The following is a 25,601-nucleotide window of genomic DNA, read 5'->3' as shown; positions in this document are numbered from 1 at the left end:
CATCATGGATGCCTTGCGAATGCTTTTCCTCGGGGACGTGGTCGGGGAGCCGGGAAGACGGGCGGTGATCGGCGAATTGCCGTCACTCAAGAAAGAACTCGGTCTCGATTTCATCGTCGTCAACGGCGAGAACGCGGCCGGTGGCCGGGGTATTACTCCGAAAATCGCGATCGATCTGCTTCGCGCCGGAGCCGCCGTCATCACCACCGGCGATCATGTCTGGGATCAGCAGGAAATTGTCGATTACTTTCCCACCGAACCCCGACTGTTGCGCCCGATCAACTACCCGGAAGGGACTCCCGGCGCGGGTTCGGTCGTGCTGGAGACGCCCAAAGGGCCAGTGGCGGTCCTGCAGGGTCAGGGCCGGACCTTCATCCAGCCTCCGCTCGAGAATCCGTTCCTCCTGCTGGAGCAGGAAATCGAGCGACTCAGGGAAAAGGGGATCCGGATGATCTTCGTCGACTTCCACGCCGAGACCACCAGCGAGAAGATCGCGCTGGGGTATGCGCTCGACGGCAAGGCGTCGGTGGTCGCGGGCACCCACACCCACGTCCAGACCGCGGACGACAGGATTCTTGCCGGCGGCACGGGCTGCCTGACCGACGCCGGGATGTGCGGGCCTGAGAATTCGGTGCTCGGACGGGCCGCCGAATCCGTGGTTTGGCGGTTCCGGACGGGCATGCCCACCCGCTTTCCCGTGGCCAAGGGACCGGTGCGTCTTTGTGGCCTCGTGGCGGACCTTGATCCCGAGAGCGGAAGGTGCCTTCGCATCGAACGGTTTTCACGTCGGATCGACGCTTCGGAGGACGAGGGTTGAGCCCCGCGCGGAGAGGGGTCGAAAGTCGGCTCAGAACCCGCTGGAAGCCCCGAAAATCAAGGCTTCCCGAGAAAAAGCCTTTCCTCCGATATTTTTTTTGACAGGGTGGTCGGCTTTGTTAACGTCCGCCCGCTTTTCCCGGGGGGCTGCCACGGAACCCTGACGTCGCCGGATTCGGCCAGTCAGGCGGAAGGACGGTCAACCGGGTTTCGCATCATAGCCGAAGGCTTGTGTAGCTCAGGGGTAGAGCACACCCTTGGTAAGGGTGAGGTCGGGGGTTCAATTCCCCCCACAAGCTCCATCGGTGCATCCAAGACCAGCAGTCCGAATCATCATCCATTATGGCCAAAGAAGCATTCACGCGGAACAAGCCCCACGTCAACGTCGGGACCATCGGTCACGTTGACCACGGCAAGACCACCCTCACCGCAGCAATCACGAACACCCTCGCCGAAACGGGTGGAGCCGTCGCCAAGGCGTACGACGAAATCGACGGTGCACCGGAAGAACGTGAGCGCGGAATCACCATCTCGACCGCACACGTCGAGTATGAGACCGAAAACCGTCACTACGCGCACGTCGACTGCCCCGGCCACGCCGACTACGTGAAGAACATGATCACCGGCGCCGCCCAGATGGACGGTGGTATCCTCGTGGTTTCCGCCGCGGACGGCCCGATGCCCCAGACCCGTGAGCACATCCTGCTCGCCCGTCAGGTGGGTGTCCCGGCTCTCGTGGTCTTCCTCAACAAGGTCGACATGGTCGACGACGAGGAGCTCCTCGAACTCGTTGAGATGGAAGTCCGTGACCTCCTCTCGACCTACGAATTCCCGGGCGACGACATTCCGATCGTCAAGGGTTCGGCACTCAAGGCTCTCGAAGGCGACGCCGACCACAAGGCCAACATCCTCAAGCTGATGGAAGCGGTCGATTCCTACATTCCGGAGCCGGAGCGTCCGATCGACCAGCCTTTCCTCATGCCCATCGAGGACGTGTTCTCGATCGAAGGTCGCGGCACCGTCTGCACCGGCCGTGTCGAGCGTGGCATCATCAAGAAGATGGAGGAAGTCGAGATCGTCGGCATCCGCGACACGCAGAAGACCACCGTCACCGACATCGAAATGTTCCGCAAGCTCCTCGACGAGGGTCGCGCGGGTGACAATGTCGGCCTGCTCATCCGTGGTCTCAAGAAGACCGACGTCGAGCGCGGTCAGGTGATCGCCAAGCCCGGTTCGGTGACTCCTCACAAGAAGTTCACCGCCGAGATCTACGTCCTGTCCAAGGACGAAGGCGGCCGCCACACCCCGTTCTTCTCGAACTATCGTCCGCAGTTCTACTTCCGCACGACCGACGTGACCGGTTCGATCAAGCTCCCCGACGGTGTGGAGATGGTCATGCCCGGTGACAACGTCAGCCTCGAGGTCGAACTGATCACTCCGATCGCCATGGAGAAGACCATGCGCTTCGCGATCCGCGAAGGTGGCCGCACCGTTGGTGCGGGCCGCGTGGGCGATATCCTTGACTAATCACCGGTCAGGACCCCAAGTTGCCGGTCCGCCCGGCGGCAAAGGACCTGGTCTTACTTTCGGGGCACCTTGGGAATTCGTTTCCGGGGTGCCCCGCCATCGCCTCAACCGGGAAGCAAGACGGCAGTAGCTCAATTGGTAGAGCATCGGTCTCCAAAACCGAGGGTTGCGGGTTCGAGTCCCTCCTGCCGTGCCACTTCCTCCTGAAACGCCTTAACGTCCCAACGACCTCAAATGTTCGCGAAAGTATCCCGCTTCATCGGTGAAGTGAAAGGTGAGCTCCGCAAGGCCAACTGGCCCTGGGAGTCCGATCCGAAGATCAAGGGCTTCAAGAAATACAGGGAGCTCGTTGATTCGACCGTGGTCGTACTCATCGCCACCATCCTGCTCGCCGGATTCGTGGCCCTTTGGGACATCATCCACACCAACGTCATTTTCTTCCTCACCAGCCTCGGCAGCAAGTAAGCCGCCGGTCTGAAGAGACAGCCATTTTTCAAACTCATGCCCGTCATTCCTCCAGCAGAGAAGCAGTGGTATGTCGTTCACGTCCTCTCCGGTCAGGAGGGGAGGGTGCGCGACCGCATTTTGCGCCAAGCCGAAGCCGAAGAGCTCGGCGACTGCATCTTCGAAGTGCTGGTCCCGATGGAAATGGTTTCCGAAATCCGTCGCGGCAAGAAGACGGAGACGAAGAAGAAATTCTTCCCCGGCTACATCATCGTCAACATGAACCTCCTGACGGAGGACAACCAGCTCGTCGAGAAGACCTGGTACTTCATCAAGGAGATGGAAGGCGTGATCGGCTTCGCCGGCACCAAGGACCGTCCGATCCCGATGCGCCAGCGCGAGGTCGACGCGATGCTTTCGCAGATCAAGGAGCGCGAGGAGAGCGTCCGTCCCGCGATCAGCTTCGAGGTCGGCGATACCGTCAAGGTCGCCGACGGCCCGTTCGAGAGCCAGAACGGCGTGGTCGAGGAGATCGACCCCGAAAAGGGCAAGCTGCGCGTCTCGGTCACCATTTTCGGCCGAGCGACGCCGGTCGAACTCGAATACTGGCAGGTCGAGCGCGCCTGAAGCGCCCCGTTTTCAAAACCACCACCGTAACACCTCAGCATCATGGCCAAGGAAATCGTCAACGTCATCAAGCTCCAGATCCCGGCTGGAGGCGCCAATCCGTCCCCGCCCGTCGGTCCCGCCCTCGGTCAGGCCGGTGTCAACATCATGGGCTTCTGCAAGGAGTTCAACGCCGCCACCCAGGCCCAGGCCGGTGAGGTGCTGCCGTGCGTGATCTCCGTCTACAAGGACAAGAGCTTCACCTTCATCACCAAGAAGCCGCCTGCAGCCAACCTTCTGAAGAAGGCCGCGGGTATCGCGTCGGGTTCGGGTGAGCCGAACAAGAAGAAGATCGGCAAGATATCCAAGGCCAAGCTGATGGAGGTCGTCGAAACCAAGATGCCCGATCTCAACACCAACGACCCGGAGGCAGCCGCCCGCATTCTTGCCGGCACCGCCCGCCAGATGGGTCTCGAAATCGAAGGCATGTAATCCCTTTCCGTCCCGGTTCGCCGGGACACCGGAAACCCGCAGGAGGGCACCGAATTCCGTCGGAGTCCGATCGCACTGCAAAATACCGCAATGTCCAAACACCGCAGCAAACGCTACCAGAAAGCCGCCGCTCTCGTCGAAGAGGGCAAGACCTACGGACTCGAGGAGGCCGTCGGAACCGTGAAGAAATTCCCGGCGCCGAAGTTCGACCCGACCGTTACCGTTTCCTTCCACCTCGGCGTGGATCCCCGCAAGAGTGACCAGATGGTCCGCGGATCCGTGTCGCTGCCTCACGGCACCGGCAAGAACGTCCGCGTTGCGGTCTTCGCCGCTGGCGCCGCCGCCGAAGCCGCTACCGCGGCCGGAGCCGAGCACGTCGGATTCGAAGATCTGATCAAGAAGGTCCAGGAAGGCTTCACCGACTTCGATGTCGCGATCGCGACGCCGGAAGCAATGACCGAAGTCCGCAAGATCGCACGGGTCCTCGGCCCCCGCGGTCTCATGCCGAACCCGAAGACCGGCACCGTGACCGACGACACCGCGAAGGCCGTCAACGAGGTCAAGGCCGGCCGGATCGACTTCAAGCTCGACAAGAACGGCAACGTCGCCGGTTCCATCGGCCGCGCCTCGTTCAACGAAGCCGCCCTGATCGAGAACGCCCAGGCATTCATCGACAGCGTCAAGCGCGCCAAGCCAGCTTCGGCCAAGGGCAACTACATCCGCAGCGTCACCGTCGCCGCCGCCATGTGCCCGGGAGTGCCGCTTGAGTCGTCCCTCTTCGCCACCAACTGATTCCCACCACCGCCATGAATCCCGACAAGAAAATCATCATCGACGAATTGCTCGAGCGGGTGAACACCTCGCCCTTCGTGCTTGTGGTGGAATACACCGGCATGACCGTGCCGCAGTTCTCGGAACTGCGCACCCGCCTCGCCGCCTCCGGCGCCGAGTGCCATGTTGCGAAGAACACCTACATGAAGAAGGCGCTCGCCGAAGCGGGTCTCCCTGATACGGGCGACGCGCTCGCCGGCCAGACCGCCTTCGTCACGGGTGAGTCCGACGTCGCCGCCGCGGCCAAGGTTCTCAAGAGCTTCGAGAAGGAGTTTCAGAAGCCGGCGATCAAGCTTGGCATCCTCGATGGGGATATCCTCGACGAGGCCCAGGTCAAGGCGATCGCCGAACTTCCGTCCCGCGAGGTCCTGCTTGCGACCCTCCTCGGCGTCATCAACGCCCCGGCTTCCAAGCTGGTGCGCACCATCAACGAGCCCGGTTCCTCGCTCGCGCGGGTCATCCAGGCCAAGTTCAACCCCGAAGGCTGAACCGAAACGATCTGAACGGATGGTGGCGGGCTCTCCGCTTGTCACCTGAACACATAATGGTTCCTCGTCGGTCCCCGCAGCTGCGGGGCTGAAATGCCCGGAGGCTTCCGGACGCGACGATACCGCACTGGAGAAATACAATGGCTGATATTGCTGCAATTGCTGAAGAACTCGGCAAGCTTACCGTTCTGGAAGCTGCCGAACTTGTGAAGAAACTCGAAGAAGAGTGGGGCGTTTCCGCCGCTGCTCCTGTGGCTGCTGTCGCAGCCGGCCCTGCTGCCGGTGGTGACGCTGGTGCCGCTGCCGAGGAAAAGACCGAATTCGACGTCGTCATCGCTGAAGCCGGTGGCAACAAGATTGCCGTCATTAAGGCAGTCCGCGAAGTGTCGCCCGGTCTTGGCCTCGCCGACGCCAAGAAGCTCGTCGAAAGCGCTCCCGCCACGATCGTGGAAGGTGCCGCCAAGGACGCCGCCGAAGAAGCGAAGAAGAAGCTCGAAGAGGCTGGCGCCAAGGTCGAGCTCAAGTAAGCCCCTGCGGTTTTGTGATTCCGGAGCCGTCCTCGCGGTGGCTCCGGAATCCTGCCCCGGCAGCGGCGAAAGCGGCCGACAACCCGACCGTTTCCGCCGATACCGGACCTCCGTTCCATCTCCTGAAAATCTGATCGCCCGCCCGTGAATACGGCCGGGCTCAACCCGCACTCCGCACCTAACTCCAGAAACCATGGCCGACCGTCTCCAATTCGGGAAAATCGAGGAAGTGATCGACGCTCCGAACCTCATCGAGGTCCAGAGCCGTTCTTATGAAGACTTCCTGCACAAGGATGTTGCTCCCGGCGACCGCGCCGATACCGGGCTTCAGGCCGTGTTCCGCGAAGTCTTCCCGATCAAGAGCTACGACGAGGCGATCGAACTCGACTTTGTCGCCTACGACATCGAAGAGCCGAAAATCACTTCGCTCGAAGCCCTGCGCAGTGGCGAAAGCTTCTCCGCCGCTCTCTACGTGACCTTCAAGCTGAAGGACGAGACCGGCGTCAAGAAGGAGCGCGTCTACATGGGCGAGCTGCCGATGATGACCCGCCGCGGCACGTTCATCATCAACGGCGCCGAGCGCGTCATCGTCTCCCAGCTGCACCGCTCGCCGGGCATCTGCTTCGAGACTTCCCAACACCTCAACGGCAAGACCCTTCACTCGTTCCGGATCATCCCGGACCGCGGTTCGTGGCTTGAGGTCCAGTTCGACACGAACGACCTGCTCTACGTCTACCTCGACCGCCGTCGTCGTCGTCGCAAGTTCCTCGCGACCACTTTCCTTCGTGCCCTCGGTTTCCCCACCGACCGCGACATCGTCACCCATTTCTACAATGTCCAGAAGCTGAAGCTGAAGGAGGACATGGACGAGCAGGAGCTCGGACACATGGTTCCCTTCGAGGACATCCTCGACGGCGAGGTGATCGTGGCGAAGGCCTACGAACCCCTCACGATCGGCATCGTCCGCCAGCTTCTCGCGCTCGGCCACAAACAGGTCGAGGTGATCGACGGCCGTGAGGACGAGATTCTCCTCAAGTCGCTCCGCAAGGACCCGGCTCATGATGAGGACAGCGCGCTCAAGGACATCTATCGCAAGCTGCGTCCCGGTGATCCGCCGACCGCTTCGAACGCCCGCGCGCTCCTGAAGCGTCTGTTCTTCGATCCGAAGAAGTACGACCTCACCCGCGTCGGCCGTTACAAGATCAACAGCAAGCTCGAGATCGGCGTCGATTCCGACGAACGCATCATGGTGTCGGAGGACTTCCTCGCCGCCGTGAAGTATCTCCTTCGCCTCAAGAAGGGCGAGGGCGTGATCGACGATATCGACCACCTCGGCTCCCGCCGCGTGCGTGCCGTCGGTGAACTCCTCGCGAACCAGTGCCGCGTGGGCCTCGCCCGCACGGAGCGTCTGGTCAAGGAGCGGATGACCCTGTTCGACGTGAATATCGAGGGCATGACCCCACAGAAGCTCATCAACCCGAAGGCCCTGTCGGCTGTGGTGCGTGACTTCTTCGGCCGGTCCCAGCTTTCGCAGTTCATGGACCAGACCAACCCGCTGGCCGAGCTGACTCACAAGCGCCGCCTTTCGGCACTCGGCCCCGGTGGTCTGAACCGTGACCGTGCCGGCTTCGAGGTGCGTGACGTCCACCCGTCCCACTACGGCCGGATCTGCCCGATCGAGACCCCGGAAGGTCCGAACATCGGTCTGATCAACTCGATGTGCACCTACGCGCGCATCAATGAGTTCGGTTTCATCGAGACGCCCTACCGACGGGTCAAGAACGGCAAGGTTTCGAATGAGATCGAATACCTCACCGCCGACCAGGAAGAGAAGTTCCTCATCGCCCAGGCGAACAACCCGATCGAGAAGACCGGCAAGTTCCTCAACGAGAAGGTCACTGCCCGTGAGGCGGGTGGCGAGTTCATCGAAGTCGACCCGTCCGCGGTCGACTACATGGACGTTTCACCGAAGCAGCTGGTGTCCGTTGCGGCAGGCCTGATTCCGTTCCTCGAGCACGATGACGCGAACCGCGCGCTCATGGGATCGAACATGCAGCGCCAGGGTGTGCCGCTCCTCGTTTCCGAGTCGCCGCTGGTCGGCACCGGCCTTGAAGCCAAGACGGCGGAGGATTCCCGAGCCGTGGTGGTTTCGGAAGCCGACGGCATCGTTGCCGCCGCCACCGCGGAAATCGTCGTCACCACCGAGGATGGAACGCTCCCCGTCGCTGACGAGAAGTTCCTCTCTGACCCGGAGTCGGTGAAGACCAACGTGAAGAAGGGAATCTTCGCTTATCCGCTGCGCAAGTTCATGCGCTCGAACGCCGGCACCTGCATCAACCAGAAGCCAATCGTCAAGAAGGGCGACAAGATCAAGAAGGGCGACGTTCTCGCCGACGGTCCGAACACCGAAGACGGCGAGCTTGCCCTCGGCCGCAACGTGCTCGTCGCGTTCATGCCGTGGAACGGCTACAACTTCGAGGATGCCATCGTGATTTCCGAGCGGGTGGTGAAGGAGGACGTCTACACCTCCATCCACATTTCCGAATTCGATGTCGCCGCGCGTGACACGAAGCTCGGTCCGGAAGAGATCACCCGTGACATTCCGAATGTCGGTGAGGAAGCGCTCAAGAATCTCGACCACGACGGTATCGTCCGGATCGGCGCCGAGGTGAAGCCGGGCGACATCCTGATCGGCAAGATCACTCCGAAGTCCGAGACCGAGCTTGCCCCGGAAGAGCGCCTGCTGCGCGCGATTTTCGGTGAGAAGGCCGCCGACGTGAAGGATACCTCGCTGCGTGTTCCTTCCGGCTGCACCGGCATCGTCCAGGACATCCGGATTTCCCAAAGCGGCATGCCGCGCAAGAAGGCGGAGAAAATCGATCCGGCCGAGCTCAAGAAGCAGCTCAAGAAGATCAACGACGAGCACAAGAAGAAATCGGACAAGCTGACCGACGACCTGACCGAGAAGCTCTCGGACATCCTGCTCGGCGAGAAGATCCCGCTCGACGTGGTCAACGCCCAGACCGGCGAGATCATCATCCCGGCCAACCGAAAGATCACCAAGACCCTGCTGCGCAAGCTGGCATCGGTCCACGATCACATTGAGATCGATCCCTCGCCGATCCGGAACAAGATCCTCGAGATCATCGGATCGTTCGAAGGCCGCTTCCAGGAACTCGACACCGAGCGTGAGCGCAAGCTCGACCAACTTGAGTCGGGCGACGAAGTCGATCCGGGCGTCATCAAGGAGGTGAAGGTCTTCATCGCCGCCAAGCGCAAGCTTTCGGTCGGTGACAAGATGGCCGGTCGCCACGGAAACAAGGGTGTTGTCGCAACCATCGTTCCCGAGGAAGACATGCCTTTCCTTGAGGACGGCACTCCGGTCGACATCTGCCTCAACCCGCTCGGCGTGCCGTCGCGGATGAACGTCGGGCAGGTCCTCGAGACCCACCTCGGCGTCGCCGCCAAGGCGCTCGGATTCAAGGTGGCTACTCCGATTTTCGATGGTATTCCGGAAGCCAAGATCTGGGAGTTCATGTCGGAGGCCAAGAAGGTCGACGGTGTGAATTTCATCGGCGACAAGGGCACGGTCCGGGAAAGGAAGAAGACCGAACCCGAAGGCCGCGGATTCACCTGGATCGGCGACGGCAAGGACGGTTCCACCGGCGGTAAGTCGACCCTCTACGATGGTCGCACCGGCGAGGCCTTCCACCAGCCGGTGGTTGTCGGATACATCTACATGCTGAAGCTCGGCCACCTTGTGGCTGACAAGATCCACGCCCGTGCGGTCGGTCCCTACTCGCTCGTTACCCAGCAGCCGCTCGGTGGTAAGGCCCAGTATGGTGGCCAGCGTTTCGGGGAGATGGAGGTGTGGGCGCTCGAAGCCTACGGCGCCGCCTACACGCTTCAGGAACTCCTCACCGTGAAGTCCGACGACGTCCAAGGACGGACCCGGATCTACGAAGCCATCGTCAAGGGCGACAACAACCTCGAAGCGGGAACGCCCGAGTCGTTCAACGTCCTCATCAAGGAGATGCAGTCGCTCGGACTTGACGTCCGGCCCGGCAAGCTCGGTTCCGAGCTCGGCGCCGTTCCGAAGGAAGGCGACGACTTCTCGCTCGACGACCTCACACTCTAATCGCCCGAAACCCCGAGACCTAACTTTAGATTCCCTACATCATGAGCGTTGATACCAACCTGCGCGAACTTTTCGGAGTCGACGAGCGTCCGGACACCTTTGACCAGGTGTCGATCACGGTCGCGTCGCCCGATGTCATCCGGTCCTGGTCGAAAGGCGAAGTGAAGAACCCGGAGACGATCAATTACCGGACCTTCAAGCCCGAGAAGGGCGGCCTGTTCTGCGAACGAATCTTCGGTCCCACCCGGGACTGGGAGTGCGCCTGCGGCAAGTACAAGCGGATCAAGCACAAGGGTGTCGTCTGCGACCGCTGCGGCGTCGAGGTGACGCTGAGCCGTGTCCGCCGCGAGCGGATGGGCCACATCGAACTCGCCGTGCCGGTTTCGCACATCTGGTTCTACAAGTGCATGCCGTCGCGCATTGGCTTGGTGCTCGACATCAGCGCCCGCCAACTCGAGCGCGTCATCTACTACGAGGACTACATCGTCACCGAGCCGGGCAACACCCCGCTCGAGCGCGGTCAACTCCTGACCGAAACCGAGCTTCGCGAAGCCGAGGACACCTACGGTGAGGAAAGCTTCCGTGCCGGCATGGGTGCCGAGGCTCTTCAGGACCTCCTCGGCCAGGTCGATCTCGTCGAGCTGCAGAAGCAGCTTGAGGAAGAGCTCGAGGCGACCCGTTCGAAGCAGAACAAGAAGAAGCTCTCGAAGCGTCTCAAGATCACCCAGGGTTTCGCCGGCTCCAAGTCGCGCCCCGAGTGGATGATCATGACGGTCCTTCCCGTGATTCCTCCGGACCTTCGTCCGCTGGTTCCGTTGGAAGGTGGCCGTTTCGCGACCTCCGACCTCAACGACCTCTACCGCCGGGTCATCAACCGGAACAACCGTCTCAAGAACCTCCTTCAGCTCAAGACTCCGGAGGTCATCATCCGCAACGAGAAGCGCATGCTTCAGGAAGCGGTCGACGCGCTGTTCGACAACGGCCGTCACGGCCGTGCGGTCACCGGTGCCGGCAACCGTCCGCTCAAGTCGCTCAGCGACATGCTGAAGGGCAAGGGCGGTCGCTTCCGTCAGAACCTCCTCGGCAAGCGGGTCGACTACTCGGGCCGTTCGGTGATCGTCATCGGTCCCGACCTCAAGCTCAACCAGTGCGGTCTTCCCAAGAAGATGGCCCTGACGCTGTTCGAGCCGTTCATCATCCGTCGCCTCAAGGAACTCGGCTACTGCCACACCGTCCGCTCGGCGAAGAAGATGATCGATCGGAAGACCACCGAGGTGTGGGACATTCTCGCCGAGGTCACCAAGGGGCACCCGGTCATGCTCAACCGCGCCCCCACGCTGCACCGCCTCTCGATCCAGGCTTTCGAGCCGAAGCTGATCGAGGGTTCGGCGATCCGTGTCCACCCGCTCGTCTGCACCGCCTACAACGCGGACTTCGACGGTGACCAGATGGCCGTGCACGTGCCGCTCTCGGTCGAGGCCCAGATGGAAGCGCGCCAGCTGATGCTCGCGCCGAACAATATCTTCTCGCCCGCGTCCGGCCGTCCGATCACGACGCCTTCGCAGGACATCATTCTGGGTTCGTATTACCTGACCTGGGCGCCGGTGCGCACCCAGAAGGATCGCGAGAAGCAGGAGCACCTGCCGCTGTTCGAGAACTCTTCGGAAGTCGAGTTCGCGATCGCTTCGCGCAAGATCGGCTACCACACGTGGATCCGCCTCCGCAACCCGGACACCGGCACCAAGACGGTCTTCGGCGACAGCGAGAACAAGATTATCGAAACCACCCCGGGCCGCGTCCGCTTCAACGAGATCTGGCCCGAAGGACTCGGCTTCATCAACAAGACCGTTGGCAAGAAGCAGATGGGCGACGTGATCTGGCGTTGCTACCAGGTTGCCGGTCAGGCCGGAACCGTGGAAACCCTCGATGCCCTCAAGGGCCTCGGCTTCCGCGAAGCGAGCCGTTCCGGAACTTCGATCGGTATCGTCGATATGGTGATTCCGGAAGAAAAGCCGGCGGTCATCAAGGACGCCTACGAGAAGGTCGAGAAGGTCACCAAACAGTACCGCAACGGTGTCATCACCGATGGCGAGCGCTACCAGAAGGTGGTCGACATCTGGACCCACGCGACCGACACGATCGCTGCCGCGCTCTACCGCAAGCTCGAGCACAACGACGGCAAGGGCATCAGTCCGCTGTTCATGATGGTCGACTCCGGTGCACGGGGCAACAAGTCGCAGATCAAGCAGCTCTCCGGCATGCGCGGCCTCATGGCCAAGCCGTCCGGTGAGATCATCGAACGTCCGATCACCTCCAACTTCCGCGAGGGTCTGTCGGTGCTCGAATACTTCATCTCGACCCACGGCGCCCGGAAGGGTCTGGCGGATACCGCGCTCAAGACCGCGGACTCCGGATACATGACCCGGAAGCTGGTCGACGTTGCCCAGGACGTGATCGTCACCGAGCACGACTGCTCGACGGTCAACGGCATCATTGTGCAGCCGATCTACGACGGTGACGAGGAAGCGGCTTCGCTTGCGACCCGCATCTACGGCCGCGTCTCGTGCGAGACGGTCAAGGATCCGGTCACCGAAGAGGTGATTGTGAAGGTGGACGACCTGATCGATGAGAACAAGGCAGCCGCCATCGAGCGCATCGGTTACGAGAAGCTCAAGATTCGTTCGGTGCTCACCTGTGAGTCCGAGCGCGGATGCTGTGCCAATTGCTATGGTCTCAATCTTGCCACCGGCAAGGAGGTCAAGATCGGCGAGGCCGTCGGTATCATCGCCGCCCAGTCGATCGGTGAGCCGGGCACCCAGCTGACCATGCGGACGTTCCACGTCGGTGGTGTGGCGACCTCGGCCTTCAAGCAGCCGATCATCAACGCCCGCAACAACGGCTCGGTCGTCTACAAGGACCTCCGGGTGGTTGAGAGCGCCGAAGGCAAGTGGGTTGTTCTCAACAAGAACGGTTCGCTCTCGGTCCGCGACAAGGACGGCCTCGAACTGGAAAGCCACAACATCGTCATCGGTTCCGAAATCGAGATCAAGGATGGCGACGACGTGAAGAAGGGCGCGACGATCGCGACCTGGGACCCCTACAACGTGCCGATCATCACCGAGAAGGCCGGTAAGGTCGAATTCCGCGACATGATCTCGGGCATCACCGTCCAGTCGGAGACCGACAAGGAAACCGGCAAGAAGGGCATGGTCGTTACCGAGCACAAGGAAGACCTTCACCCGCAGGTGGTCGTCGTGGACGACAAGACCGGCGACGTGCTGGCGAGCTACTCGATTCCGGTCGGTGCTCACCTTTCGGTCAAGGAAGGGAGCAAGGTCGGAGGCGGCACGCAGCTGGCCAAGACCCCGCGTAAGGTGGCCCGGACCAAGGACATCACCGGTGGTCTGCCCCGCGTTGCCGAGCTGTTCGAAGCTCGCAAGCCGAAGGATGCCTGCGTCATCGCCAAGATTGACGGTGAGATCTCCTTCGGAGGAACGGTCCGCGGCAAGAAGAAGGTCATCGCGACCGATCCTGAGACCGGCGAGTCCGTCGATCACCTTGTCCCCATGGGCCGCCACATCATCGTGACGGACGGCGACCTCGTGAAGCGCGGCGACCAAATCACCGAAGGACCGGTTTCTCCGGAAGATCTCCTCGAGGCCTGCGGCGCGCAGGAACTCCAGGAGCACCTCGTCAATGAGGTCCAGTCGGTCTACCGGGTGCAGGGCGTTGAGATCAACGACAAGCACATCGAGATCATCATCCGCCAGATGCTGCGGAAGGTGAAGATCACCGAGCCGGGCGACGCCGATCAGTTCCTTTGGGGCGATCAGGTCGACCGCACGACCTTCAACCAGGTCAACGAGGAGATCGTCGCCAACGGCGGTAAGCCGGCGGAAGCCGAACCGGTGCTGCTTGGTATCACCAAGGCTTCGCTCGAGACCGACTCGTTCATCTCGGCGGCGTCCTTCCAGGACACCACCCGGGTGCTCACCGAAGCGGCGACGCTCGGCAAGATCGACTACCTCAGCGGTTTCAAGGAGAACGTGATCATGGGTCACCTGATCCCGGCCGGAACCGGCTTCGAACGTCACCGCGAGAGCGACATCGAGTTCACCGTCGAAGAGCCCGAGCCGATCATCGAGGAGAAGCCCGAGGAAGAGGAAGGTGCCGCGGCATCGTCCGAGGCCGAGAGCGCCTGATCCGCTTCGACTGAATCATCATCCCAAGGCCGGCTCCGTGCATTGCGGAGCCGGCCTTTTTCGTGCGAACGGATCGCAGTTGGACAGGGATGCGTTCTCCCTGTTAGCTGGGTCGATGGAGATTTCGAGCCCGCGGGTCCTGATGCTTGGGTGGGAGTTCCCCCCGGCACTGACCGGGGGGCTGGGTGTGGCGTGCGAAGGATTGGTCGGGGCGCTCGGATCGATGGTTCCGTTGCGGCTGTGGTTGCCGGGCATGGCCAGTGGTAGCGGGGGTGCGGAGGTGTCGCCATTGGATCCCTACGCTGGCGGGGGCGGGGCCTACGGGAGTGATTTGGCCCAGCGCGTGAAGAGTTTCGCGGAGTGGGCGGCGGATCGCGCCGATGCGGGTGAGTTTGATGTGATCCATGCCCACGACTGGATGACGATCCCGGCGGCGTGGGCGGTGCGGGGAAAGACGGGGCGCCCAATGATTCTTCATCTCCACTCGCTGGAGTTCGACCGGGCGGGCTCCGGTGGGAGCGGATGGATCCGGCGGATCGAGCAGACAGGGATGAGAACCGCCGACCGGGTGGTGGTGGTCAGCCGCTACATGGCGGAAGTCTGTGTGCGCGAATACGGGATCGGGCCAAGGCGGCTTGAAGTGGTTCACAACGGAGTGACTCCGGTGGAAACTTGGAAGGTGGATACCGGATCTCCCAAGCTGCTGTTTGTCGGCCGATTCACCGATCAGAAGTCACCCGAGGTGTTCGTGAGGATGGCGGAGCGAGTGGCGAGGCGGATTCCCGAAGCGACCTTCGTCATGGCAGGCGATGGTGAGTTGCTCGATCCGATGCGCCGGCTTGCGGCGGAACTCGGTCTCGCCGGCCGGATCCGCTTTCCCGGTTTCCTACAGCGCGGTCAGCTGAATGCAGAATTGGCGACCACGAGTCTGCTCTGTTTGCCGTCTCGGTCCGAACCGTTCGGATTGGTAGCGCTTGAAGCGGCTCAATTCGGCGTGCCGACCGTAGCTTTTCCTCAGTGTGGTGCGACCGAAGTCCTTGCCTCTTCAGAGATCGTGAAGAAACCCGGGCCCGACGCGATGGCGGATGCCGTTTGCGAGTTACTCTCCGATCCGGAACGGCTTGCTGGCCGGGGCAGGCAAGCTCGGGCCGAAGCCGCCGATTCGACTTGGGCCTGTGCCGCGGAGCGGTTCCTCAGGATCTACAGAAGCCTGTCAAATGGCCTGCAGAACTCCGGTTGAATCGCCGATCCGTCGCGCATCGACGTTCATCCTCTCAAGAAGCGAGAGATACAGGTTCGTCATTGGGGTCCCTTCCGCCGCCTCGATGAGTCGGCCCGGATTCAGGGTGCCGTTGCCGCCGCCCGCGAGAATCAGGGGGAGGTCGTTGTGGTTGTGCCGGTTCCCGTCACCGATTCCGCCACCGTAGACGATCATCGAGTGGTCGAGCAGGTTACCATTTCCTTCACGGGTGCTCTTCAGCCGTTCGAGGAAGGTGGCGAACTCTTCGATGTAGAAGCGATCGATTTGGGCGATCTTTTCGAGGCTCTCGGGGTTGCCCCGGTGGTGGGACAGCTCGTGGTGGCCGCTGTGAATGCCCAGCTCGGGGAATGACCGGTTCGAACCGTCGTAGGCAAGCATGAAGGTCGAGATCCGGGTCGAGTCGGTCTCGAAAGCCAGGGCCATCAGATCGAACTGGAGACGGATGTGCTCCCGATAGGATTCGGGAATGCCCTGCGGACGCTTGTCCTCAGGAATCTCCGCGCGGAAGCGCTCCGCGTTCTCAATCCGTTTCTCAATGTCTCGGACGGCGGTCAGGTATTCGTCCATCTTGCCCCGGTCGCTGGCACCGAGCTTGCGTTGCATCCGTTTGGCGTCGTCCTGGACGAAATCGAGGATGCTCTTGCGGTAGTTCCTGCGGCGCGCGTCTTCCTTCGGATCTCCGGAGCCGAAGAGCTTCTCGAACACCAGACGCGGGTCGCGTTCGGCCGGCGCGGGAGTGTTTTCGTCGAGCCACGAGAGATTGTACTGGTACGCGCAGGAGTAGCCGGAGTCGCAATGGCCGGAGCGTCGGGGCGGGTCGGTCGAGAGTTCGAGCGAAGGAACCCGGGTCTGGTGACCGATCTGCCGAGCCGCGAGTTGGTCGACTGAGATGCCGACCTCGATATTCGCACCGGCGGTCTTCCTCGCCTGGCAACCGGTCAGGAAGGTGGCGTTGGCGCGTGCATGATCTCCGGCGCCGTCACCGTTCGCGAAGGCCTTGTCGTGATCGAGATGCCGGATCACCGACAGTTGGTCCTTCACCCCGGCGAGAGGCTGGAGGGACTCCGACAACTTGAAGTCCCGACCGCTGCCCGAGGGCATCCACTTCGCGAGGTTCACGCCGTTCGGAATGTAGACGAAGGCCAACCGGGTGGGGTTGGCCGGGGCGGCTCCACCGATTGCGGCGAATGAGTCGAGCGAGGGAAGGGCAAGCGTGGCCGCGATCCCTTTGAGGAAGTTTCTTCGGCTGTGCATCACGGGCAGTGGTGTCGGGTTGGGGAAGATAACGGAACTCTGGGTTGAAATCGTTCAGCCCTCACCGCGGCGGAACTGGAACGGGACGGAGCGGATGACGGCTTTGACCATTTCCCGGGCACCTCCGCCGGCGGCCTCGGTCTCGCGGACAATCGCATCGATCGCCGGCTTGTCATACCAATCGGTTCCGCGACCGAGGGCGTAAGTGAGCATCTTGGAAGCCACCGAGCGGTGGAAGTCACTGCGGTGCTCGTCGAGGAGGATCCGTCTCAGTTCTTCGCTGCCTTGGAACTTCCGCCCGTCGGCGAGTTGGCCGGATGCGTCGATGGGCCGGCCGTTCTCCTTCATGCGGTAGGAACCGTCACCGTCGAAGTTTTCGAGCCCGAAGCCGATCGGGTCCATCAGGGCGTGGCACGAAGCGCACCCGGGATCCTCGCGGTGCTTCACCATCTGCTCGCGCAGGCTCAGGCTGTCGTCATGGCCCCCGTTGGCGGTGAGCGACGGCACGTTCGGCGGGGGCGGGGGAGGTGCCTGGTCGAGGAGGTTCTCAAGCACGTACTTTCCTCGCAGGACGGGCGACGTCCGTAGCGGGTGGGATGTCACGAGGAGAAACGAGCCATGTCCGAGGATGCCGCGGCGGGGCGTGTTCTTGAGCGAGACCTTGCGGAACTCGTTGCCTTTGACGCCGGCGACTCCGTAGTGCCGGGCGAGAGGCTCGTTCAGGAAAGAGTAATCCGCGGAGAGAAGGTCGGCGAGCGGGCGGTTCTCGCGGATGAGATGCGCGACGAGGAGTTCCGTCTCCATCCGCATCGCCGCTTTCAGGCGAAGGTCGAACCTCGGATAGGACTTCCGCGAGGGGCGGGCACTCCTCAGGTCGCGCAACTGCAACCACTGTCCGGCGAAGTTCTCGACCAGCTGATTGGCTCGCACCGATTCCAGCATGCGATCGATCTCCGCCGGAAGGTTCTCTCTCAATTTGCCTTCATCCGCGAGCCGCATCAGATGCTCGTCCGGCATCGTCGACCATAGGAAGTAGGACAGCCTCGAGGCCAAGGTGTGCTCGTCGATCCGGTGAATGCGCTCGGCGTTGTCCGGCTCGGGCTGGGGTTCGTGCCGGAAAAGGAAAGCAGGGGAGAGCAACATTGCCTCGAGACCCTGCCGGATGCCTTCCTCGATGTCCCTGCCTTCTTCCTTCGCGAGTCGTACGAAGTGGAGGTAGCGCTCCGCTTCACCGTCTTGAGGCGGCCGCCGGAAGGCCCGTCGTGCGAAGCGTTTGAAAATTCCAACCGCCCAACGGTCTTCATCGGCGGAGTCGCCAGGTCTCTCACCGAAAATTCTCACGTGGCTTGCCGGTTTCGGCTCGCGGGGACCGTCGAGAGGTCCGGTCACGCGGAGTGCCTCAATCATCAGATTACGGTCACCGCCGTCGCCCTGCGAGCGGTCCTGATAGAAGTCGTTGGTGAATGCGGCGGAGATCCGTAGCGGAGTTCGGTCGGCGACGCTTACCTCGGTAGTGTGCTCCCGCGGTTGGTCGACGGGCGCATCCACCTCCCATTCCTTCACCACCTTGTCACCGAGGCGGAACTCCATCTTCGCGTGCTCGCCGCCCGCCCGGGTCTCACCCGCGACGATCGTGATTTGGTAGCGGCCTGCGGAGGGGAAACGGAATTCGCTGAACGCGGCACCGTTCTGGGTCAGGAAGTGGCCGGAGTCGCTGCGGTGGCCGTCGCCCCGCAGTTCGCCCCCCGGCAGGGTTCGGCTCGGGAACGGCATGGGGCCCGTGTGGACCGCCTTGTCCAGCCCGACTCGCGCCGCCTCGAGGAAGCGTTCGAGGTGGGCCGGCGAGAGGGTGAGGACATCTCCGATGTTGTCGAAGCCGTAGCCGGAATCGTCGGGCGGGAGGAGGCTCCGGACATCCACCCGAATGCCGAGCAGGTCGTTGAGCGTGTTCTCGTATTCCGTTCGGTTCAGGCGACGGAGAGTGACCCGACCGGGATCGGGATTCTCCGGGTCTACCGGGAAAATCGCTTCGTCAATCCAGCGAACGATGGTTTCGCGTTCCTCGACCTTCGGCTGGAACTCATCGACTGGAGGCATCAGGCGCTGCTCAAGGTGGGTGCGGATGCGCTTCCAGCGCTCGCGGTCGGCCACCATCGACTCGATGCTGTCGAAGTCGTCGAAGGTGAGATCGCCTTTGCTCACTCCGTCGCCGTGGCAGTCGAAGCAGTAATTCTCCAGAAGTGGCAGCACTTCCTTGTCCCAACTGTCCGCGGGCGTCCCGGCCCGAAGCAGTCCGGGCAGGAGAAACAGCGCGATTCGAAGCGTGTGCACGGGGAATCCTTACGTCGGTTGATCGTCAATCCTCACAGCCCATCAGGGCATTCTTGAGGTCGCTCTCTGGAACTGCTGGGAGCTGGGAAAGTCGTGCTTGTTCCCTGCTCAAGCGGCATGCAGGTCGATGGAGTTGCAAGGATTGTGCCATCCGCAACGCAACTGCTGTGGCTGCACGGTTCGCAGCAGTGACGCGCGCTCTCGACGCATTCTCAACCGGGAAAGCGCAGTCGGGCTTTGCCGGGTGTCCCCGGCAGTCGCCGTTTCTCGCAATCCCCGGGTGGACAGTCGCGGGCAACCGGCACATGGTCGCCCCATGTCACAGCTGAAAATCGGAGTGGTTGGCCTCGGGAGGATGGGTGCGAACATGGCGCGCCGGATGAAGGATTGCGGCCATCAGGTCGTCGTGGTTCATGATGTGAGGTCGGAGGTGGCTGCGTCGGTGGCGGACGAGCTGGGAGCGAACGCCGCTGCGGATCTCGCGGAGGTGACAGCAGCAGCCGACGTGGTCTTCACCGTGGTGACGGATGACGAGGCCATGCGCTCGATTTTCTCGACCGATGCCCTGCTCAAGGACGCCGAAGGAACGGTTTTCATCAACTGCGCGACGGTCAGCCCGGCGGTGCACGCGGAAGTGGGGGAGCTGTGCGAGGCGCACGGTGCGCATTCGCTTGAAGCATGCATGGCGTCGAGCATTCCGCAGGCGCGGGAAGGAACCCTTTACCTCATGATCGGCGGAGATCCCGAGGTGTTCGACCGTGTTGAACCCTTGCTCAAAGATCTTGCCAAGTCGCTCAGCTACATCGGGACCACCGGCAAGGCCGCCCAGGTCAAGGCGCTCGTGAACATGGTGATGAACATCAACACCGCGGCCCTTGCCGAAGGTCTGGGCCTCGGGGCAGCGCTGGGACTGGACCTTGAGAAGCTGTGTGAGGTGTTCTCGCAGACCGGTGCCAATTCCAGAGTCCTCGAGACCGACAGCGAGGACATGCTTGCCCGGGATCACGATTGCTTTTTCTCCGCCGCCCATGCCGCAAAGGACAGCGGGATCGCCAATGATCTGGCGAAACAAGCCGGTGTCGAGGTGCCGCTTTCCCTCGCAACAGAAGCCCAGTACCGGCGCCTGATCGAACTTGGCAAAGGAGAGTTGGACAAATCCGCGGTGGCCGAACTGACTTTTCCCGGACGAAACGAATGAGCACCGACCTGGCAACGATCGAATTCTCCAATCGGCAGGGTGAGCGGCTGGATGCCGCCTTCCATCCGGGCAAGCCGGATCGCGGTCTGGTGATTCTCGGTCATGGCGTCACCGGCAACAAGGATCGCCCCCTGCTCGTCGGAGTGGCCGAAGGTCTGTCGGCTCTCGGCTGGCCCTGTTTGCGCATCTCGTTTTCAGGCAATGGCGATTCGGAAGGATCCTTTGGGGAGGCGACGGTCACCAAGGAGAGCGAGGATCTCCGCGATGTTCTGGACCAGCTGCCGGATGACCTGAAGATCGCTTACTGCGGCCACAGTATGGGGGCGGCCGTCGGCCTGATGACGGCGGCGGTGGATCATCGGATCCGTGTGGTCGTCAATCTCGCTGGCATGATCCGGACGGAGGAGTTTCTGGAGCGCGAATTCGGCGACGTCGAACCCGACGAGGGCTGCATGTGGGATGAGCCGGGTTGTCCCTTGTCGCGCGGCTACGTGGACGACATGGAGTCCATCGGAGATCTTCTGGACGAAGTCGGCGGCCTCGCTCGTCCTTTGCTACTGATCCACGGGACGGCGGATGATGTGGTCCTGCCGGAAGACAGTGAGGAGGCATTCGAAGCCGCATCGGAGCCCAAGAGTTTGATTCGCATCGAGGGCGCGGGGCACTCCTTCGAAGAGTCCGGATACGAACCTTTGGTCTCGGCAATCCACGAGTGGCTTGGCGAGCACCTTCGCTGATTTCGGGCGAGGGATTCCGCGGGGATCTACGCAGATTTGGCGTGGAATGCCTGTTTTAGCGTGGATTACCGATATGGGTGAGTCCATTCGCTGAGATTTGGTCTGGCGATTGCTACCGCGATCCCGCCCGTAGGATAGGGGAGGATGCAGTCGTCCTCCCCCGCGACTCGTGTCGTTGTGGGCGCATTCTCAACGGAACACATATGAGGGTCAGTGTCAGAAATCACGGTCCTGGATGGCTTTTTGATCAATCATCCAGAGAAACAGCCCAATCCCTACAAATCCGCAACCTCACTTGAGTTTGCGGGTTTGAAGTGGCAATATTTGGCTCTAAGGGAGCGGATTCCTGAGGAAAGTAGCTGTCTTCGCTAGAAAATGAATTCATTTCGATTTCGTGGATACCGGTCGCGCAAGGCGAGCCGGAAGGGTTTTGCCTTGGTCGTCACCGTCACGCTGATGGTGCTGATGTCATTGCTGGCGGTGGGGCTTCTGAGCTTGGCAACGATCCAGACGCGATCGTCGCGCAACGGCGAGGCCCAGGCGCGTGCGAAGGCGAATGCTCGGCTGGCTCTCCAGATCGCCATTGGCAAGCTTCAGACTTATGCCGGTCCCGACCAGCGGGTCACCGCGGGCGCCGAAATCGTCGCGAGCGACAACAACCCCCGCTGGGTCGGCGTGTGGCGCAGCAACGAGGATGAGGAACTCGGCACGCCGCTGGTCGATTGGTCGCGACGCGACTCCGCGCTAGTTGATGCCCGGCAGGCGCGTCGTGTCGGCTCGAATGATCTTTTCGAAGGATGGTTGGTCAGTGGCGAACCTGGCGATGATCCGGATTCGGCCTCAGGACCGACGATTGAGTTGGTGGGTTCCGGTAGCGTCGCGCGTGCGGAAGACGAGGTCAGCGTGCCGCTGGTTACGGTGACGGACAGTCAGGGCCAGCCGGGATCGTATGCTTTCTGGTGCTCGGACGAGTCGATGAAGGTCAGCCTGAACGTTCCCTTGGCCGAACCGGGCGACGATCCCCAAGGCGTCGAGCCGCCGGAGCGGTATGGCATTGAGGATCTCGCGGGGCTCGATGGCTACCGTGGACTGCGGGACGAAGATCTGCTCAAGCTGACCGATTATCGTCAGGCGGAGCTCGCCGGTATCGGTGATGCGGCGGCACTGCGCGAAAATTTCCACTCCGCGGGCAACCGCGCGTCTGCTGTTCTTGCCGACACGCTGCGCGGCGGCCTCAAGCGGGACCTCACGGTGTTCATCGAGGATGGTGAAGTCGAAAGCCTCGGAGACAACCTGCCGGCGCTGACCGAAAACTCTCCGCTTCTGCAGGGCGAGAAGCGAAAGGTCCAAGGTCCCAAGCTCGGGGTGTTGCGTTCCTTCGCCAAGCTCGCGGAGCGGGGGTCATCGGGAGATGTCGAAGTCTCGGCCAGTCCGAACCTCGTTGCGGGTGACAAGTTCGGAGAGATTCCCGACCTGACGCGCTACACCGGTCAGCCGGTTCACCCCGTCATCGCCCAAGCCGAGATTTACACGCGGGTGTGCTACGTCCGCGGTTACATCACGATGCATTTCTATCCGCGGGTCGTTCTGTGGAATCCATACAACGCTCCGTTGAAATCGCAGTCCTACACGCTCGATTTCAATCAGTGCATCAACGACTCGATGACCATCGAGAAGCGCAACGGTTCGACGACCGATGTCGGTGGCCGTGCTTACAACCCGCGGGGGAACAAGGGCGACCGCCTGAGCTTCACCATCGAGGCGACGGCCTTCGAACCGGGAGAGGCCCTCGTGTTCTCCGCCAAGCCGGGTGGGGGCACGCTTGCCGGCCGGGCCACTCCTCTGGTGCAGCGCGACGCGACCGGGAACAACGTGCTCAGTGCGGAGATTGATCCGAACCAGCTCACCAATTTCTATCTGGTCCTGGGCAACCGGCTTTCCGGGGTTTCGTCGCGGGACCTGCCCCTGTATGCGAACCACAACCGGGGAAGTTACTACTGGGTCGACATGATGGACTGGTGGGAGCGCAATCCGGACAACGGCCTCAAGATCAGCCTCCATCTCGGAAGTGCGAACAGCTACGGGGATCGTCTCGATCTGCCGCTCCTGCAGCTCATCGACACCGACAACTGGCGCCGTGGCTACGAGGGCGGTTTCAACAACGGCCGTTGGAGGGTCGGAGGTGTTGAGCCGGTCTACGACTACGAGCGCACCGCCGACTTCGAACCGTGGACCCGTGGGGTTTACGGCATCCGCTACAAGTGGTGGGTCGAGCGCAATCCCTACAATTATGCCGGAACCGGAGGCCAGCGGTTCTGGGGAGCGGCGGTTACCGCCGACTACAACGTGCGCGCCCCATTCTGCCATCGCAGCCCGTTCGACGCGGTGACCGACAATGGCGAGGAGCACCACTGGTACATGTGGGGACCCTACACCTGCGACCGCCAGCAAGGGCTCCCGTTCGTGTCTCCGGAGCGTGCGGCCCACGGTGGATCCAACGGCTTCCGCGGCAACCCGTTCTTCGGTGGCGCGTCCAGCCAGCCCTCAACGGTTTACCCGATCTACGACCTGCCCACGGACGGGGAGCGGATTGTTTCTCTGGGGCGGTTTCAGAATGCCCAGCTGACGCCGTTCATCTGGCACACCAGTTTTCCTATCGGAAACTCGTGGGTTCCGCCGAACCTGACCCGCCGCGAACAGAGCACCGACTCGTCCCGTGTGATGGACACCGCGTGGGACGACTACGTGCCCCACCTTCCCGAGTGGATGAAGCAAGGGAGGGACGAGGATGAAGAAGTCATCTACGACCTTGCCTACGAGGCGAATCACGAGCTCTGGGACCGATATTTCCTGAGCGGAGCCACGGCCGATGAAAAACGCCGGTTCTCGGTCAATCCTTCCGCTTCTCCGCTGCCCAACTCGCGGCTTGTGCCGATCGCCGGTTCCACAGCCGAAGCCGAGCGTCTCGACAATTTCTACCAGGCTGCTTCCGAAATGCTGCTGGCCGGCGCGTTCAACGTGAATACCACCGACGTCGACGCTTGGCGGGCGTTGTTCGCGTCGTTGAAGGACCGCGAGGGCTCGGGAGCGAGCTTCCCGCGATTCCAAGATCCCGAGGACGACGAACACGATCCGACCGATCCATACAATCCGAAGGCCTGGAGCGGTTTCCGTTCACTGAGCGACGAACAACTCGACTCGCTCGCGACTTCCCTCGTCAATCAGGTAAAGCGGAGAGGGCCGTTCATTTCGGTCAGTGATTTCGTCAACCGGCGGTTGGCGCGCGACCGCGGCCGTGGATCCGAGCACGGATTGATGGGGCCGCTGCAGCAGGCGATCGAGGATGCCGGGATCAATGAAGGGTTGGAAGGTGGAGATGTCGCAATGCTCTCGACCGGCTACGGCAACGCGTCCTACGAGCCGGGATCGAAGTCGGACGAGTGGGCGCCCCAGGAGCATCTTCGTTCATCGAAGGCCGTGGGTATGCCGACCTACCTCCAGCAGGGTGATCTGCTTCAGCCACTGGGTTCGATGCTAGTCGCCCGCGGTGACACATTTGTGGTCCGGGCCTACGGCGATGCCCGTAGCGAGGATGGATCCAAAGTGGTGGCGCGCGCGTGGTGCGAGGCCGAAGTGCAGCGCCTTCCCGGCTACGTGGTGAGCACAGACCCGGCGGAGGAACCTCCGTTCGATGCCGACGGCCAGCCGAATTCGCAGATTTCGGAAGCCAGCCGCCGCTTCGGTCGCCGCTTCGAGATCGTTTCCTTCCGTTGGCTGAATTCCACCGAGATCTGACTTCTTCCGTCGCGATGATTTTGCGCCTTCTTGTTTTTGTCTGTGGTCTCAACCTGGCCTTCGGGCAGTCGCCCCCGCCTCCACCCCCGCCGGAGGAGGGCGAGGACCAGAAGCCTCGGAGAAATATCGATCTCAGCGAGGTTCCGATTCCGGAGGCTGATCGGGAAGCACGCGAGCCCGACTTGACGTCCGCCGAGAGGAAGGGGATTCCGATTCAGATCGCCGTGGTCCCGGTGGGCTTCGTGCCGCCGCCGATCATGACTCTCGATGAGAACGGCATGCCGAAGGAGACCTACAGGAATCCGCTCGAATACCCACCTGTGGTGTACCACGTGAAGACCGAGAAGGGCACGATCCGGGTGATGGGTTCGCAGAACCAGGTGGGTCCGCCAACCCGGATTCCGCGGACTTCGGAGGTGTCGTTGTCATATGAGGTTCCGCTGGGCGATGGCGAAGTCCGGGAATCGAAGGATCCCGACCTCCGCGCGATCGCGGGCTTCGGTGTTCCTCCCGGGGCCACCCATCTTGTCGTCATTCTCTGGAAAGATCCGAAGTCGAAGCTCTGGACCAAGCCGAACTTCCGGGTGATCGACGTTTCTCCAAGCTCCCTGAAAAAGAATGAAGTCGTCGTGGTCAATGCCTCCGGGCGTGATCTGGCCCTGCATCGTGGCGATGCGCCCTTCAAGATCGATTCGGGCTTCATGGGCACCGTCGAACTCGGAATGAATGCCGACGGCCAGATGCCGCTCATCGTGGCGGCCCAGAGCGGTGCCGACTGGGCGCAACTCTCGAAGACGCTGGTGGGTCCGCGCGAAGACGAGCGGGTTTTCCTCATCGCGTGGCGAGCTCCCGCAAGTCCGGCCCAGCCCAGCGGCGTCAGTGTCAGCTATGTCCGCAAGCGGTTGAAAGATGCCGAACCTTTTGTGGCTCCCGAGAGGTGACTTGGCAATGGTT

17 protein-coding genes and 2 tRNA genes are annotated in these 25,601 nt (G+C 62.1%); 17 read left to right on the top strand and 2 right to left on the bottom strand.

Annotated features, from left to right (window positions below):
• Window positions 1-4: 4 nt before the first annotated feature.
• From HAHE_RS02885 to HAHE_RS02825, 13 genes are all read left to right on the top strand, one after another.
• Entirely contained in the window at window positions 5-817 is an 813-nt protein-coding gene (locus HAHE_RS02885; RefSeq protein WP_338688459.1) for a TIGR00282 family metallophosphoesterase, read from the top strand.
• Window positions 818-1,043: 226 nt separating this feature from the next.
• Window positions 1,044-1,118 (top strand) — tRNA-Thr (locus HAHE_RS02880).
• Between the two features lie 40 nt (window positions 1,119-1,158).
• The gene (gene tuf / locus HAHE_RS02875) at window positions 1,159-2,343 is read left to right on the top strand and encodes an elongation factor Tu (protein WP_338688457.1); all 1,185 of its coding nucleotides are present in this window, start codon (window positions 1,159-1,161) and stop codon (window positions 2,341-2,343) included.
• A 120-nt stretch (window positions 2,344-2,463) separates the two neighbouring features.
• Window positions 2,464-2,539 (top strand) — tRNA-Trp (locus HAHE_RS02870).
• A gap of 38 nt (window positions 2,540-2,577) precedes the next feature.
• A complete protein-coding gene (locus HAHE_RS02865) occupies window positions 2,578-2,808 on the top strand; it encodes a preprotein translocase subunit SecE (RefSeq protein ID WP_338688454.1) in 231 nt (76 codons plus the stop codon).
• Between the two features lie 36 nt (window positions 2,809-2,844).
• On the top strand, window positions 2,845-3,414 hold the full coding sequence (gene nusG, locus HAHE_RS02860) for a transcription termination/antitermination protein NusG (protein WP_338688451.1): 570 nt from the start codon (window positions 2,845-2,847) through the stop codon (window positions 3,412-3,414).
• Window positions 3,415-3,456: 42 nt separating this feature from the next.
• Window positions 3,457-3,885 (top strand): 50S ribosomal protein L11, encoded by a 429-nt coding sequence (gene rplK, locus HAHE_RS02855; protein ID WP_338688448.1) that lies wholly within the window; start codon window positions 3,457-3,459, stop codon window positions 3,883-3,885.
• Between the two features lie 90 nt (window positions 3,886-3,975).
• The gene (rplA, locus tag HAHE_RS02850) at window positions 3,976-4,677 is read left to right on the top strand and encodes a 50S ribosomal protein L1 (RefSeq protein WP_338688446.1); all 702 of its coding nucleotides are present in this window, start codon (window positions 3,976-3,978) and stop codon (window positions 4,675-4,677) included.
• A 14-nt stretch (window positions 4,678-4,691) separates the two neighbouring features.
• Complete coding sequence (gene rplJ, locus HAHE_RS02845; protein ID WP_338688444.1) at window positions 4,692-5,204, top strand: 50S ribosomal protein L10; 513 nt, start codon at window positions 4,692-4,694, stop codon at window positions 5,202-5,204.
• Window positions 5,205-5,344: 140 nt separating this feature from the next.
• Window positions 5,345-5,731, top strand: a complete 387-nt coding sequence (gene rplL / locus HAHE_RS02840; RefSeq protein WP_338688442.1) for a 50S ribosomal protein L7/L12 — start codon at window positions 5,345-5,347, stop codon at window positions 5,729-5,731.
• Window positions 5,732-5,924: 193 nt separating this feature from the next.
• On the top strand, window positions 5,925-9,869 hold the full coding sequence (gene rpoB / locus HAHE_RS02835; protein ID WP_338688440.1) for a DNA-directed RNA polymerase subunit beta: 3,945 nt from the start codon (window positions 5,925-5,927) through the stop codon (window positions 9,867-9,869).
• 41 nt (window positions 9,870-9,910) lie between these two features.
• Window positions 9,911-14,071, top strand: a complete 4,161-nt coding sequence (gene rpoC, locus HAHE_RS02830; RefSeq protein WP_338688438.1) for a DNA-directed RNA polymerase subunit beta' — start codon at window positions 9,911-9,913, stop codon at window positions 14,069-14,071.
• Between the two features lie 115 nt (window positions 14,072-14,186).
• Window positions 14,187-15,311: a glycosyltransferase family 4 protein gene (locus tag HAHE_RS02825; RefSeq protein ID WP_338688436.1), complete on the top strand. Its 1,125-nt coding sequence runs from the start codon at window positions 14,187-14,189 to the stop codon at window positions 15,309-15,311.
• On the opposite strand, the gene HAHE_RS02820 is transcribed toward HAHE_RS02825, so the two are convergent.
• Window positions 15,285-16,586: a DUF1552 domain-containing protein gene (locus tag HAHE_RS02820; RefSeq protein ID WP_338688433.1), complete on the bottom strand. Its 1,302-nt coding sequence runs from the start codon at window positions 16,584-16,586 to the stop codon at window positions 15,285-15,287. The genes HAHE_RS02825 and HAHE_RS02820 overlap by 27 nt on opposite strands.
• Window positions 16,587-16,640: 54 nt before the next feature.
• Window positions 16,641-18,917 (bottom strand): DUF1592 domain-containing protein, encoded by a 2,277-nt coding sequence (locus HAHE_RS02815; protein ID WP_338688430.1) that lies wholly within the window; start codon window positions 18,915-18,917, stop codon window positions 16,641-16,643.
• A 127-nt stretch (window positions 18,918-19,044) separates the two neighbouring features.
• On the opposite strand from HAHE_RS02815, the gene HAHE_RS02810 reads away from it, so the two are divergent.
• The 4 genes from HAHE_RS02810 to HAHE_RS02795 all read left to right on the top strand — a co-directional run bounded on the left by HAHE_RS02810 (window position 19,045) and on the right by HAHE_RS02795 (window position 25,588).
• Complete coding sequence (locus tag HAHE_RS02810; protein ID WP_338688427.1) at window positions 19,045-20,115, top strand: NAD(P)-dependent oxidoreductase; 1,071 nt, start codon at window positions 19,045-19,047, stop codon at window positions 20,113-20,115.
• Window positions 20,112-20,852, top strand: coding sequence for an alpha/beta hydrolase (locus HAHE_RS02805; protein ID WP_338688424.1), 741 nt, complete (start codon window positions 20,112-20,114; stop codon window positions 20,850-20,852). The genes HAHE_RS02810 and HAHE_RS02805 overlap by 4 nt, the downstream gene beginning before the upstream one ends.
• 375 nt (window positions 20,853-21,227) lie before the next feature.
• Window positions 21,228-24,647, top strand: a complete 3,420-nt coding sequence (locus HAHE_RS02800) for a hypothetical protein (protein WP_338688422.1) — start codon at window positions 21,228-21,230, stop codon at window positions 24,645-24,647.
• 14 nt (window positions 24,648-24,661) lie between these two features.
• Window positions 24,662-25,588, top strand: coding sequence for a hypothetical protein (locus HAHE_RS02795; RefSeq protein WP_338688420.1), 927 nt, complete (start codon window positions 24,662-24,664; stop codon window positions 25,586-25,588).
• The last annotated feature ends 13 nt before the right edge of the window (window positions 25,589-25,601 follow it).

It is taken from the genome of Haloferula helveola (assembly GCF_037076345.1).
Lineage (GTDB): Bacteria > Verrucomicrobiota > Verrucomicrobiia > Verrucomicrobiales > Akkermansiaceae > Haloferula > Haloferula helveola.
The sequence above is the reverse complement of the archived record's forward strand: the minus strand, read 5'-3'. Positions and strand labels throughout refer to the sequence as shown.